This window comes from Mycobacteroides saopaulense, from assembly GCF_001456355.1.
In the GTDB taxonomy this organism is placed as follows: domain Bacteria; phylum Actinomycetota; class Actinomycetes; order Mycobacteriales; family Mycobacteriaceae; genus Mycobacterium; species Mycobacterium saopaulense.
In genome coordinates this window covers 156701-171033 of the sequence record NZ_CP010271.1, presented here as the reverse complement: position 1 = coordinate 171033, position 14333 = coordinate 156701, and the positions used below count along the sequence as shown (strand labels likewise).

Here is a 14333-nt window from a genome sequence, read left to right as displayed (position 1 = left end):
TAGTAGATAAACGGAGGCGACGATGGCAGAGTTCAGTACTCGCGCCGATGCGTTTCTGCGGGCCGCCACCATCGCCTTCGTCATCAGCTGGGGCCTGGACGCCATCGATCACCTGCGACGCGGTTTTGCCGCGGCGCCCCTGACCCTCACCTATCTGAGCGCCACCCACGCGGTGCTGATCGCGGTGGCGGTGACGATGATCGTGGGCCACCGCAAGCGCGCACCGGAGGCGACCATCGTCGTCGGCAGCGCCAGCTTCCTGGGGCTCGGCTACGTGCACCTCCTGCCCACCTACTGGCCCGCGGTGCAGGACAGCTTCGTATCCGGTCCGCGCGTCGACGTCACCTGGTTCTCCTGGGTGGCGGTGCTGATCTCGATAGGCGCTGCCATGGTGTGGGCGCACGCAGGCAGCCGCGCCCTGGTCCTACGCGACTGACCCCAAAGCGCGAGCAGACCCGGTCTAGATGGGCGTCAGACCATGCTTGCGCTGCATCTTGCCGAAATTCTGCTTGTCCCGCAACAACTTCAGGGACTTGCGAATCAGCAAACGGGTCTCGTGTGGCTCGATGACGCCGTCGATGTAGCCACGCTCGGCGGCAATCCACGGTGTGGCCAGATTCTTGTTGTAACCCTCGATGAAGTCGGCCCGGATCTTCTGTACCTCCGGTGCCGTCGGGTCGGGGAACCGCTTCACCAGCAGCTGCGCAGCACCCTCGGCACCGATCACCGCGATACGCGCGGTCGGCCAGACGTAGTTCAGATCAGCCGAGAGCTGCTTGGAGCCCATCACCGCGTACCCGCCGCCGTAGGCCTTGCGAGTGATGATCGTGACCTTGGGTACGTCAGCCTCCACCACGGCGTTGAAGAACCGGCCGCCCTTCTTGATGATGCCGTTCTTCTCCTCCGCCACACCGGGCAGAGCGCCGGGGGTGTCGACCACGAAAACCAGCGGCAAGTTGTACGAGTCGCAGAACCGGATGAAGCTCGCCGCCTTGTCGGAGGCCTCGGTATCGACCGCACCCGCCATCTGCAGCGGCTGGTTGGCGATTACTCCCACCGGGTGCCCGTCAACCCGCGCGAACGCGGTGATCATGGCGGGGCCACGCTGCTCGGAGATCTCGAAAATGTCGCCGTCGTCGAAGATCCGCAGCAGGACCTCCATCATGTCGTAGCCCTGGTTGTCGCTATCCGGGATGATCGTGTCCAGATAGAGGTCGTCCTCGGTGATTTCGGGTTCCAGGCCCGGATTCACGATCGGCGGGTAGTCGAAGGTGTTGGAGGGCAAGAAGCTCAGGTAGTCGCGCACGTACTGGAATGCGGCCGCCTCATCCTCGACAACCTTGTGGATGTTGCCGCGCTGCGCCTGGACGTCCGCACCGCCCAGCTCGTCGAAGCTGACATCCTCTCCGGTGACGTCCTTGATGACGTCCGGGCCGGTGATGAACATGTAGCCCTGATCGCGCACCGCCACCAGCAGATCGGTCTGAATCGGTGAGTAGACGGCACCGCCGGCACACTTGCCGAGGATGATCGAAATCTCGGGAACGTTGCCGCGCAGCAGCTCGTGGCGGCGGCCCAGCTCCGCGTACCAGGCCAGCGAGGTGGCGGTGTCCTGGATGCGGGCACCCGCCGAGTCGTTGATGCCGATCACCGGGCAGCCGTTGGTGGCGGCCCACTCCATGAGCTTGGCGACCTTGCGGCCGAACATCTCGCCGACCGAGCCCTGGAAAACCGTCTGGTCATGGGAGAACACCGCGACCGGGCGACCGTCGATGCGACCGAGCCCCGTCACCACACCATCGGTATAGGGCGCGTTCGGATCGCCAGGGGTGCGGGCGAAGCCATCGAGCTCCAGGAAGCTGCCCTTGTCGAGCAGCGCGTCGATGCGGGCCCGGGCGCTCGGGATGCCCTTGGCGTCACGTTTGGCGACGGCCTTGGGGTCACCGGGCTCCTGCGTGAGCGCCATCCGCTCACGCAGGTCGGCGAGCTTTTCGGCGGTTGTGTGTGGTGGCACGTCTAGCCTTCCTGGTTCTTGGCATTGATGGTCCGCAGCGCCTGACTCATATGAGCACCGACCTTAGCGATGATCGGTTCATCGATGACCTGGATGTGCTCCCCACCGACGGGGACCACCTCCAGATCGGAGACGAACTCGCCCCAGCCGCCATCGGGCTGACGGGTCGCGTACGCGGGCTCGAAGGTGATGGCGTCGTCGTGGTAGCGGTCGGCCATGTACAACGTCATGTGCCCGTCGAACTGCACCGGGATCGACGTGTCGATGGCCCGCTGGTCCAGGTAGGACGTGCGCTGATGCTCGATGATCCCGCCCGGGATCTGCACGCCGCTGGCCTTGACGGCCTCCAACACGAAGGTCACCTGGCCGGCGTCGTCGAGCTCCTCCAGCTGCTCGTACGGGATGGCCGGGATCTCGACGTTGAACGTCTTCTGCGCGAAGGCCGCGTACCGGTCCCAGCGCTTGCGGGTCTCTTCCTTGGTCTGCAGGATCGGCGTCCCGGGGCGCACCCCGTCGATGTTGCCGACCCACGCGACCTCGGCACCGGCCTCCTTCAGGCCCACCGCACAGGCGTACGCCAGCACCGCACCGAGCGACCACCCGGCGAGGATGAACGGACCCTTGTGCAGCTCCATCAGCTTGGGCACGTACTTGGCTGCCCGCTCCTCGATGGTGCCCTCAACACGCTCGAAGCCGAACATCGGAGTGTCCTCCGGCAAGCGCTTCAGCAGCGGCTCGTAGACGACCGTCGACCCACCCGCCGGATGGAACACGAAGACCGGAACCGCCGTGGATCCCTCCTGACGCGGGGCCAGGGTGCGCACGAAGCCGTCGATCTTGCCCGCTTCCAGTCGGCTGCGGACCACCTCGCCGAGTGCCTCGATGGTCGGCGCCAGCTTGACTTCCTCCGCAGGAATCTCGCCATCGGCACGCTGCGACAGACGCTCGGCCAGCTTCTGTGCCGTCGCGTCGTCGATCTTGGGCAGCGCATTGAAGATGCTGCCCGGCGATTCGCCGGTGACGATGGCCCACGTCGCGAAGGCGACACGTTCGGCCGCATCGCGCGGCGGCACATCGGCATTGAGCGCCTCGGCGATGGCCTCCTGGTTCATCACGGCCGCGGCCTTCGCCAGCTCGGATGTTTCCTCCGAGATGGCCGGTGTCTCCGCCGGAGCCTCCACGGGCGAGATGACATCTGCGCCGGTGGATTCCGGCGTTTGACTCGCATCAGTGTCATCTCGCGAACCTGCCTCGGCCGCACCGGCACTCAGGGCCTGCTCGATATCGGCCTTGGACAGCATGCCGCCGGTAGGCGCAGCGTCTTTGAACTCTTCGGTCTGCTGGTAGTCGTGCAACTCGTGCACGGCGTCGGGGTTCTCCAACGCGTAGACGACCAGACGCTCGACATCCAGCAGGTTCGCATCGCGCACGGCCTGCAGCTGAATGGGCGGCAGGTCGAAGTCGAACTCGACGCGGTTCTTGATGCGCACGGCCATCAGCGAATCCAGGCCCAGCTCGATGAGCGGCACCTCGCGCGGCACGTCCTCGGGCTCATAGCCCATGGCCATCGACACGATGGTGGCCAGACGCTCGATGACCGGCTCTCCGGACTCCTTGCTCCACTTCTTGAAGTCCGCGCCGGCACCCGCCCCGGAGAGCAGGTTGTCGTGAATCTCTTCGGGCACTTCCTCTTCCGCGATGGCGATCGCGGTGCCCGCAGCGGTCACCACGGCGCTGCCGTTGGTGGCGACACCGGCGGCCGTGGCGAACGGCAGCGCGCCGCCCTGCCCGGCCCGACTCACCACCGCGTCGTAGACCAGCGTGAACGATTCACCGATGCGGGCGTGCACCTGCACGGTGGCCCCGCCCGGGTGCCGCGACAACGTGGTCACCAGCGTCGAGCCCTCGCCCGCGATGGCACGCTGCTCGGACGCGGTGAGCTGTGCGTCCGGAAGAACCGACACCGCAGCGGCTTTCACCAGCTCGGGGAAATTGATCTGCGCGGCTCCGGGCTGCCATTCCCACACATGCTTGCCGTCGGGCAGCGACACATGCGTGCCCGGAATCCGAGTCACCCCGTCGACGCTGAAATGCGCCGGGAGCCAATGCTCTTTGCGCTTGAACTCGGTCGGCGGAATCGGCGCGTAATCCGACGGCTTGGCCGCCTTGCCGAACAACGTCCGCGGATCCAGGGCGTGGCCGTGCACGTACAGCTGCGCCATGGACTTGATCATCGACTCGACCTCGTCCTCCTTGCGGGCGAGGGTCGCGATCAGCTGCGCGTCGGGCAGCCCCGACGACATGGTGGTCAACCCAACCTGCATGAGCGCCACCGGGTTCGGGGCCAACTCCAGGAAGGTGGTGTGGCCGGCGTCGACGGCGTTGCGGGTGCCGTGGGTGAAGTAGACGCTGTGCCGCATCCCCTTCTTCCAGTACTCCACGTCGTGGACGGGTTCCCCACCCGGCCGGATGTACGTGCCCTCGTGCACGGTCGAGAAGATTCCGATGGACGGGCTCGTCGGCGTGATGCCCTGCAACTCCGCCGCGAACTCGCCGAGCAGCGGATCCATCTGCGAGGTGTGCCCGGCGCCCTTGGTCTGCAGCTTGCGTGCGAACCGGCCCTCGGCCTCGCAGCGCTCGACGATGGCGTCGATCTGTGCGGGCGGGCCGCCGATCACGGTCTGGGACGGCGCGGCGTAGACGCACACCTCCAGGTCCGGGAAGTCCCCGAACACCGTCTTGAGCTCCTCGGCGGAGTATTCGACCAACGCCATCAGGCGGATGTACTCGCCGAACAGCATGGCCTCGCCCTCACCCATCAGATGAGCACGCGAGCAGATGACACGGGTGGCGTCCTGCAACGAGAGCCCACCGGCGAAGTACGCCGAAGCCGGCTCACCCAGCGATTGGCCGATCACCGCGGACGGCCGGGCACCGTGTGCCTTGAGCACCTCGCCCAGGGCGATCTGGATCGCGAAGATGACGATGTTCGATGTCTCGATGCCGTACTCGTGGGAGTCGTCGAGGATCAGCTCGACGACCGAGTAGCCGCGCTCGTCCTGGACGTACGCGTCGACCTTGTTGATCCACTCTTCGAAAATCGGGTCCCTCAGGTAAAGGGTCTTGCCCATCTTGCGGTGCTGGGCGCCGAAGCCAGCCATGACCCACACCGGGCCACTGGTGACCGGGCCGTCGGTGGAGTACACGTACGGCTTCTGCTTGCCCTCGGCGACGGCGCGCAGACCCTTGATGGCCTCGTCGAAGTCATGTGCCAGCACCACGGCACGCGAGCGCCCGTGATTGCGGCGCGACAGCGAACGTCCGATGGACTCCAGCGAGTAGGACTGGCCCTCCTCGGTCTCCATCCAGTCGGCCAGCGCGGCCGCTGCCGCCTTCTTGCGCGAGGACAGGAATCCCGAAATGAACAGCGGGACAACGGGAGTCACCGATTCTGCCTCAGCCAGGGCCGCGAGCGCTTCTTCCCTGAGACGCTTGGCCTCGTCGGTGAGCCCGGGCAGCTCGTAGGGCTCGTCGGAGTACCCGCCGACGAACTCGCCGTACTCATCGAAACGAGACGCGCCGAAGTCGGCGCCGTCTTCGGTATCTGCTTCTGCCGCAGCGTGTTTGCCGTCAGCATCGGCGTCTTCGGACTCCGGCGCCGTGCTGTCGCTGGGCTCCACCAGGTCGATGGGCAGCACCTCGCGCACCACGATGTGGGCGTTCGCACCACCGAAACCGAAACCGGAAACACCGGCGATGGCGTGCCCGCTGTAGCGCGGCCATTCGGAGACCTGGTCGACCACCTTGAGGTGGATGGCGTCGAAGTCGATGTACGGGTTGGGACCGGTGTAGTTGATCGACGGCGGCACCTTGTTGTTCTGCAGCGCCAACACGATCTTCGACAGGCTCGCGGCACCCGCCGCCGACTCCAGGTGGCCGAAGTTCGACTTGGCCGAGCCCAGCAGCGCGGGCTTCTCGGGGTCGCGGCCGCGACCGACCACCCGGCCCAGGCCGTCGGCCTCGATCGGATCGCCGAGAATGGTTCCGGTGCCGTGCGCCTCGATGACGTCGACATCGCGGGGGTTGATGCCGGCGTCCTTGTAGGCCTTGCGCAGCACCTCTGCCTGAGCGTCCGGATTGGGCGCCAGCAGGCCATTGGACCGACCATCATGGTTGACCGCGGAGCCGGCGATGATCGCCATGATCGGGTCGCCGTCGCGGCGCGCATCCGAAAGACGCTTGAGCACCAGCATGCCGCCACCCTCGGAGCGACTGTATCCGTTGGCATCCTGCGAGAAGGACTTGATGCGGCCGTCCGGCGCCAGCACGCCACCGACCTCGTCGAAACCGACGGTCACCAGCGGGGTGATGAGGGCGTTGACACCGCCGGCCACCACCACGTCAGCCTCACCCGAACGCAGGGCCTTGACACCCTGATGCACTGCGACCAGGGAGGAGGAGCATGCCGTGTCGACGGCGACGCTCGGGCCCCGAAAATCAAAGAAGTACGAAACCCGGTTGGCGATAATCGAACTCGCGTTGCCGGTGATGGCATAGGGGTGCATGACGGTGGGGTCTGCCACCGAGAGATATCCGTAGTCGTTGTTGGAGCTACCGATGTACACGCCGACGCTGTCGCCCTTCAGGCTCGACGCCGGAATGCGCGCGTTCTCCAGCGCCTCCCAGGTGAGCTCCAGGGCCATCCGCTGCTGCGGATCGATGTTGTCGGCTTCCATCTTGGACAGCGTGAAGAACTCGGCGTCGAATCCCTTGATGTCCTTGAGGTATCCGCCGCGGGTGCTGGCCTGCGCGACGCGCTCGGCGATGCGGGGCTCGCTGGTGAACTCTTCCCAACGACCGTCCGGCAGATCGGTGATGGCGTCGCGGCCCTCCAGCAGCGCCTCCCACAGCTGGCCCGGGGTGTTGACGTCACCGGGCAGGCGCGCCGACAGACCGATCACGGCGATATCGAATTCCCCTGCGGCAGCCTTGGGATCGCGCGACCAATCCTCTTCGCCGAGATCCGGCGCCTCGGGCTCGCCCTCGATGATGCGGGTGGCCAGCGATTCGATGGTGGGGTGTTGGAAGGCGACAGTCGCCGTCAGGGTGACCCCGGTGAGGTCCTCGATATCGGCGGCCATGGCCACGGCATCGCGCGAAGACAGACCCATCTCGACCATCGGCGCCGAGTCGTCGATGCGGTCGGGGCTCACCCCCGTGGCCTTGGCAATCCAGTTGCGCAGCCATTCGCGCATCTCGGGCACGGTCAGCTCGGCACCACCCGTCGGCGCCGCTACCTCCGGAGCCTTGGTCTCTGGTGTCGAATCCTGTTGCGTGTCAGTCATGTTCGAGGCCTATCTCCGGGGTATCGGATGGCGACGGCGATACTTGATCGCCTACTGCCGGTCGTCGGGGAATGCGGTCTGCTGGTAGCCGCCGCGCAGGCTGCCGTCCAGATAGCTGGTTTTGGCGGCCCGCCTGGCGATCTTGCCGCTGGAGGTCCGGGCGATCGAGCCGGCCGGAACCAGCAGCACGTCGCGCACGGTCACGCCGTGGCGCACCGCCACGGCGGCGCGCACATCGTCGCCCACCACCTGGTTGTCGGACTTGTGTCCACCGACACTGCGCTCGCCGATGACGACCAGCTGCTCGGAGGAATCCTCCGGGTCGTACTTCAAACCGGCGTGCGGGTTGTCGAAGACCTCTTGCGGCAGCTGGTTGGCCGGCACCGAGAAGGCCGCGACGTAACCTGGCCGCAGAGCCTTGTTGGCTTCCTGCGCGGTGTACTCCACATCCTGCGGGTAGTGGTTGCGTCCGTCGACGATGATGAGGTCCTTGACGCGGCCGGTGATGTACAGCTCGCCGTCCACCCAGACACCGAGGTCACCGGTGTTGAGCCAGTTGGCGTCATCGGCCACGCCCTCGGCGTGCGACTCGGAGATCCGGGACTTCAGGGTGTTGTGGAAGGCCTCGCGAGTCTCCTCCGGGCGGCCCCAGTAACCCGAACCAATGTTGTTGCCGTGCAACCAGATCTCGCCGATCTGCCCGTCCGGTACCTCGGAGGCCGTTTCGCTGTCGACGATCACTGCCCATTCGTCGCGGGCCATCCTGCCGCTGGACACCAGGGTCACCGAGTTCTCAGAGCCCGGCTCGACCTGCACGATGCGCCCGGCGTTGAGCTCGGCGCGGTCCACGTGCAGCACGCGCGCTGTATCCGTGTTCCAGATGGTCGAGGAGACGAACAGCGTGGCCTCGGCCATGCCGTAGGACGGGTGAATCGCCTTGGGATCGAAGCCATACGGCTCGAACGCATCGCAGAACTTCTTGAGCGAGGCGGTCGACACCGGCTCGGACCCGTTGATGATCGAGTACACGTTCGACAGATCCAGGGGCGGCTCGCCCTCTTTGGGCACACCGCGCAGCGCGCAGTGCTCGAAGGCGAAGTTCGGCAGCGCCGAGAACGTTCCGCCATGATCGTCGCCCTTGACGCCCATTTCCCGCAGCCAACGCAGGGGACGGCGAATGAACGCCGCCGGGCTCATCACCGTCATGTACCGGCCGATCATCGAGGGCACCATGACCGTGATCAGGCCCATGTCGTGGAAGAACGGCAGCCAGGTGGTTCCGCGCAGATCCTCATGGCTTTGTTGCCCCTGCTTGGCGGACAACGCGTCGATCAGCTGCAGCAGGTTGGTCGCAAGGCCGAGGTGGGTGATCTGCACACCGGCGGGTGCGCGGGTCGAGCCCGAGGTGTACTGCAGGTACGCGATGGTGTCCTTGGTCGCCACCGGCTCAACCCAGGTGGAGCCCACGTCATTGGGAATCGCGTCGACCGCGATGACGCGCGGACGCTCCTTGGGCGGGCGATTCCGGAAGAACTTACGCACGCCCTCGGCGCAATCGGTGGTGGTCAGCACCGCGGAGGGCTGGCAGTCGTCGAGCACCGCGTGCAGGCGACCCGCGTGACCGGCCTCGCTGGGGTCGAACAGCGGTACCGCGATGGCACCTGCGTACAGCGCACCGTAATGCGCAACCAGATAGTCAAGACTCTGCGGGGCCAGGATGGCGACGCGGTCGCCGGGCTTGGTCACCTGCTGCAGGCGCGCCGCCACGGCACGGTTGCGCGCACCGAACTCCGACCAGGTGATGTCGATATAAGCGCCGTCGCGCTCGGTGGAGAAGTCGAGGAATCGATAGGCCAAGCTGTCGGCCTTCGACTCCGCCCAGCCCTCGACATGACGAACGATGCTCCCGTCCTCGGGGAACTTGATGTGGCCCGCCGAGTCGAGGAACGGGTTGTCGAACGCCATGTGTGCTTCTCTCCTCTGACGGCGCATTGTGCGCGTTTCGCGGGCCTGAGGCATTCGCGAGCACGCGTCATCGCGAACGTCAAATCCTCGATGATCGTACCGAGAGGCAATCGCGTACTACGGCAGCTCAGGCGGCCATTCGCGACGAGATTATCGGGCGGCGGCGGCCAGCCAAAATCACTCGACCCCGCGAACGGCTTACAGTCTTATTTTTCTCTTAATCTTAGGTGAGCGTACCGTGCCCGCCAAATATCTCGGCGCCCCGTTGTGAAAGTGACATCAACGCGTGCGACCGACTCATCCGAATACCCGGTCTTCACGCAAGCGGCTCATCCGTGCTTCGGGTGCGGCGCGTTCTCGATCAGCCCCTCAGCCCAGTTCGTGGTCCACACCGTCGCAGGCTGACCGTCGATCTGCCAGAACTCCGGCGTGGCGTACAAGGCGTGCACAGGGGCACCGGCACCACCGGAAAGGATGTCCAGGGTCTTACCCAGGTTGGAGATGTTGAACGCGTCCGGGGGCGCGGCGCAGATGAGGTCGCCGGTTCCGCAGATCTGGTTGGTGCGGTTGTTGAGCTCACCGAACCCGCCGGGACGAGGGCCCGTCATCTTCAGCCCGAACGAATCCAGCACCCCGAGATCGCCGAGGGTCACCTCCGCGCCCTGCCCCGGAGGGTTGGGTCCGGGCGACTGTCCGATCCCGTCCTGACGACGGCCGTCCGCGATCAATGTCACGCCAAGCACCAGGTCCTGGTCCACGGGGCCCTCGCCGTTGCCGATCTGGCTGGCGATGTCACCGGCGATCACCGCGCCCTGCGAGAAACCGATCAGAACGTAGCTGGTGAGCGGGCATCGGTTGTACATCTCGGTCAGCTGCTTGAGTGCCCGATCGGTGCCTTCCTTGCGGCTGTCGTTGTATGACATCTGATTGTCGTTGGCGAACGGGTTATGGAACTGCGCTGTGTAAGGCACCGTCCACGTTTCCATCCTGGCCTTGTCGAATTTCTCGGTGATGGGCCGGGAGACGTTCAGCAGCAAGGAGCGCGGGAACTGCGTCGGGTTGAGCGGATCGTCGGTGGTCGACGATTCCCAGGTGCCCGGGATGACGAGTGTCTGCACATCTGGGCAGTCGGCGCTCTGGAAGGCCGGCCGGGGCTTCTGCCCGGGACGGGTCAATGGCGGTGTCGTGGTGGTGACCTGGCCCGCCCCCGGGGTGACGTCGTCGGGCCTGCGCACGATGACCACGACGATCGCGATCACCAGAATGACGACGACGGCGACGGCAAGGGCCGCGGCCAGACCGAGAATCCGGTGCCGTTTGTTGTTCGAACTCTTGGGCATGTGTCTCCTGGCCGTTCTCGACGTGCGGTCTCGCAGCGTGCTCTCGCTTGCTCCAAGGTACCGGCAACCCCGGGCGAGGCTACCGAACCGGTGCCGTCCGCACCTGCGCAAATGATCGCCACAGCACAGAATTCGTTACTCGATTGTGGCCATTGGCCACCACCTGCCAACGACAACGGCGGCGACCCTCTGTCCTAAGACAGAGTGGCCGCCGCCGCCGAGAGTGCTCGTTATGCCTAGTGGCTGCCCAGGTAGGAGACCATGTCGGACTTCATAGCCCTGAGCTGGTTGCCCCAGTAGGTCCAGTTGTGCAGACCACCCGGGGGGAACTCGACGTGCGCGTTCTTGCCGCCGGCTGCGGTGTAGGCATCGACGTACTGCTTGTTGATGCCGATGGCCATGCCCTCGAGGAATCCACCGGTGAAGTTCTCGAAGCCGTTGCGCGTGGCGTCGAGGTCGGTGGCGTCGCCGCTACCGCAGTAGATCCACAGGCGGGTGCCGTTGGCCACCGTCTTGTCGATGTTCAGGAACGGGTCGTTGCGCACCCACGCCGGGTCGCTGTCCGGGCCCCACATGTCCTGCGCGCTGAAGCCGCCGGCGTCGCCCATGGCCATGCCGACCTGCCCCTTCATGTCTGCGGGGTGCAGGAAGCCGGACAGTGCGCCGGCGTAGATGAACTGCTGCGGGTGGTAGTTGGCCAGCGTGAGGGCGGACGCGCCACCCATGGACAGACCGACGACCGCGTTACCGGTCCTGGACACACCGTTGTTGGCGGCCAGGTACGCGGGCAGCTCCTGGGTCAGGAAGGTCTCCCACTTGTAGGTGAAGACGCCGTCCTTGCCCTTGGCGGGCTGGTACCAGTCGGTGTACCAGCTGGACTGTCCACCGACCGGCATGACCACGGAGAGGCCGGACTGGTAATAGTCCTCGAACGCCGTGGTCTCGATGTCCCAGCCGTTGAAGTCGTCGCGCGCGCGCAGACCGTCCAGCAGGTAGACGGCCTTGGCGCCGCCGCCCTGGAACTGGATCTTGATGTCGCGGCCCATGGAGGCCGACGGCACCTGCAGATCCACGACCGGGAGACCCGGACGCGAGAACGCGTTCGCAACCGCCGAACCACCGGTGACACCGATGAGTCCCGGCAGGACAGCAGCTGCCGCAGCGGCGACAGCAAGTCGACGCGCGGTCACACCGCGCAAGTTTGAAAAGAGCTTCATTACCTCAGTATCCCGTCTGCTTCTATCGGCGTTACACATGTCAGGCCGATGGACATCCCGATGGACGTCCCTGGGGTTCCCGAGGTAGTCAACCACATCAGGTGGCCTGTCAACACATCCCGTCGGCGTTGTCCGGCGGTTGTTGGCGCACCGCAACCACACCGATGTTTTCTCGAGACCCAACTCGGCGAAGAAGCAAAAGAGCGGTGGCCACCCGCCGCATGACGGGGGACCACCGCTCTTTTTACTGCTTATGCCTAGTGGCTCTGCAGGTAGGCAACCATGTCAGACTTCATGGCGCGCAACTGCTGACCCCAATAGGTCCAGTTGTGGATACCGCCCGGAGGAAACTCGATGTGGGCGTTCTTGCCACCGGCCGCGGTGTAGGCCTCGACGAACTTCTTGTTCGAGCCGATGGCCATGCCCTCGAGGAAACCACCGGTGAAGTTCTCGAAGCCATTGCGGGTTGCGTCCAGATCGGTGGAGTCACCGGTGCCGCAGTACAGCCACAGCCGGGTGCCGTTGTCGATGATCTTCTGGATGTTCAGGAACGGGTCGTTGCGCTGCCAGGCCGGATCGCTGTCCGGGCCCCACATGTCGGAGGCGCTGAAGCCGCCGGCGTCACCCATGGCGAGGCCGATCTGGAACTTCATGTCCGACGGGTTCAGGAAGCCCGAGAGCGCACCCGCGTAGATGAACAGCTGCGGGTGGTAGATCGACAGGGTCAGCGCCGCCGAGGCACCCATCGACAGACCGACGACTGCGTTACCGGTCTGCGAAATGCCCTTGTTGGCAGCCAGGTAGGCCGGGAGCTCCTGAGTGGTGAAGGTTTCCCACTTGTAGGTCCACACGCCGTCCTTGCCCTTGGCCGGGTTGTACCAGTCCGTGTAGAAGCTGGACTGTCCGCCGACGGGCATGACCATGGAGATGCCGGACTGGTAGTAGTCCTCGAACGCCGTGGTCTCGATGTCCCAGCCGCTGAAGTCGTCGCGCGCACGCAGACCGTCAAGCAGATAGACAGCCTTGGCGCCACCGGGCTGGAACTGAACCTTGATCTCGCGGCCCATCGACGCCGACGGCACCTGCAAGTACTCGACCGGAAGCCCGGGACGCGAGAAGGCGCCCGCAACCGCCGAACCACCGGCAACACCGACCAGACCCGGCAGCACGGCCGCGGCCGTCGCCACTACAGCCAGTCGACGCGCGGTGGCACCACGCATCTTCGAAAAGAGCTTCATTTACCTCGTTTTCCCATCTCTTTCAATCGATTTCCCACGCGCAGGCCAAGGGATTTGATGGACGCCCGTCGCACGCTCGCGCGGTAGTCAACCACATCTCTAGACCTGTCAGCACCATCACCATGTGCGCCTGCGGACCTTTTCAAGGTGCCCCGGGACCCTAGCCATTGATCGTGGCAATCAGATCACCCTTGAGGGCCTGCAGTTGCTGTCCCCAATACGGCCAGGAGTGATTCCCGGACGAGGGGAAGACAAATGTGGCGTTGCTGCCGCCGGCCGCGGCATACGCCTGTTGGAACCTCTTGTTGCCGCTGACTGCCAGCGACTCCAAGCTGCTCGCGCTCAGCGCGACACCCGCATCGGCGTTCTCGTCGATCGGTGTCGAGCCACCGGGAGCGCAATAGACATAGAGGCGGGTGCCCGCCGCGACCAACGCCTGGACCTGCACGGTGGGGTCATTGCGCCGCCACGCCGGATCCCATGGCGGACCCCACATGTTGTCGACGCTGTAGCTGCCCGCATCGAGCATCGCGACCCGGATCGCGTTGGTCATGAAGATCGTCGACGGGTTCAAGAACCCGGAGAGCGAGCCGGCGAATCTGAACTGTGCCGGGTGGTAGGCGGCCAAGATCAGCGCGGCGCCACCACTCATGGACAGTCCCACCACTCCGTTGCCCGTGGCCGACACCTGCTTGTTGGTGGCGAGATAGGCAGGCAGCTCCTGGGTGAGGAATGTTTCCCACTTATATGTGTACGGCTGCTTGTTCAGCGCCGACGGCGAATACCAGTCGGTGTAGAAACTCGACTGCCCACCGACGGGCATGACCACCGAAATCCCCGATTGGTAGAACCACTCGAACGCCGCGGTGTTGATGTCCCAGCCGTTGAAGTCGTCCTGGGCGCGCAGCCCGTCCAGCAGGTACACCGCCTTCGGTCCGCCGCCCTGGAATTCGACGCGAATGTTGCGTCCCATCGAGTTGGAGTAGACGTCCAGGTACTCGACCGGCAGTCCCTCCCGCGAGAAGGCGTGCGCGGTGGCCGGGTTGATCGTCACGGCCGCAGTCATCGACACCGGCATCACAAACGCCGCTAACAGGGCCGACAGCACGCGGCGGGCTCTCACACGCACGCTCATCTGGGGTCCATCCGTTTCATTCGGGGAAGTCACAACAGTCACTTCTGTCACGCAACGTTGCGCCTGAAGTGTCTGACAA

Annotated in this window: 8 protein-coding genes; 1 reads left to right on the top strand and 7 read right to left on the bottom strand. The window is 65.3% G+C overall.

Annotated features, from left to right (window positions below; genetic code table 11):
* Positions 1-22: 22 nt before the first annotated feature.
* On the top strand, positions 23-436 hold the full coding sequence (locus MYCSP_RS00855) for a hypothetical protein (protein WP_070912165.1): 414 nt from the start codon (positions 23-25) through the stop codon (positions 434-436).
* 24 nt (positions 437-460) lie between these two features.
* Here the strand turns inward: MYCSP_RS00855 and MYCSP_RS00850 are convergent, their stop codons facing one another.
* The 7 genes from MYCSP_RS00850 to MYCSP_RS00820 all read right to left on the bottom strand — a co-directional run bounded on the left by MYCSP_RS00850 (position 461) and on the right by MYCSP_RS00820 (position 14254).
* Positions 461-2014, bottom strand: a complete 1554-nt coding sequence (locus MYCSP_RS00850; protein WP_070912164.1) for an acyl-CoA carboxylase subunit beta — start codon at positions 2012-2014, stop codon at positions 461-463.
* A 2-nt stretch (positions 2015-2016) separates the two neighbouring features.
* Complete coding sequence (gene pks13 / locus MYCSP_RS00845; RefSeq protein ID WP_088413016.1) at positions 2017-7359, bottom strand: polyketide synthase Pks13; 5343 nt, start codon at positions 7357-7359, stop codon at positions 2017-2019.
* A gap of 51 nt (positions 7360-7410) precedes the next feature.
* A complete protein-coding gene (fadD32, locus tag MYCSP_RS00840) occupies positions 7411-9324 on the bottom strand; it encodes a long-chain-fatty-acid--AMP ligase FadD32 (protein WP_088413015.1) in 1914 nt (637 codons plus the stop codon).
* Between the two features lie 329 nt (positions 9325-9653).
* A complete protein-coding gene (gene culp6, locus MYCSP_RS00835; protein WP_070912161.1) occupies positions 9654-10664 on the bottom strand; it encodes a carboxylesterase Culp6 in 1011 nt (336 codons plus the stop codon).
* Positions 10665-10900: 236 nt separating this feature from the next.
* Positions 10901-11881: an alpha/beta hydrolase gene (locus MYCSP_RS00830; RefSeq protein ID WP_070912160.1), complete on the bottom strand. Its 981-nt coding sequence runs from the start codon at positions 11879-11881 to the stop codon at positions 10901-10903.
* A 257-nt stretch (positions 11882-12138) separates the two neighbouring features.
* The gene (locus MYCSP_RS00825; RefSeq protein ID WP_070912159.1) at positions 12139-13119 is read right to left on the bottom strand and encodes an esterase family protein; all 981 of its coding nucleotides are present in this window, start codon (positions 13117-13119) and stop codon (positions 12139-12141) included.
* 160 nt (positions 13120-13279) lie between these two features.
* On the bottom strand, positions 13280-14254 hold the full coding sequence (locus tag MYCSP_RS00820) for an alpha/beta hydrolase (RefSeq protein WP_083018738.1): 975 nt from the start codon (positions 14252-14254) through the stop codon (positions 13280-13282).
* Positions 14255-14333: the final 79 nt, after the last annotated feature.

Excerpts from the sequence above, each read along its gene's own strand:
- MYCSP_RS00855 (WP_070912165.1), top strand. The coding sequence starts at position 23 with ATGGCAGAGTTCAGTACTCGCGCCGATGCGTTTCTGCGGGCCGCCACC.
- pks13 (WP_088413016.1), bottom strand. The coding sequence starts at position 7,359 with ATGACTGACACGCAACAGGATTCGACACCAGAGACCAAGGCTCCGGAG.
- fadD32 (WP_088413015.1), bottom strand. The coding sequence starts at position 9,324 with ATGGCGTTCGACAACCCGTTCCTCGACTCGGCGGGCCACATCAAGTTC.
- culp6 (WP_070912161.1), bottom strand. The coding sequence starts at position 10,664 with ATGCCCAAGAGTTCGAACAACAAACGGCACCGGATTCTCGGTCTGGCC.
- MYCSP_RS00830 (WP_070912160.1), bottom strand. The coding sequence starts at position 11,881 with ATGAAGCTCTTTTCAAACTTGCGCGGTGTGACCGCGCGTCGACTTGCT.
- MYCSP_RS00825 (WP_070912159.1), bottom strand. The coding sequence starts at position 13,119 with ATGAAGCTCTTTTCGAAGATGCGTGGTGCCACCGCGCGTCGACTGGCT.
- MYCSP_RS00820 (WP_083018738.1), bottom strand. The coding sequence starts at position 14,254 with ATGAGCGTGCGTGTGAGAGCCCGCCGCGTGCTGTCGGCCCTGTTAGCG.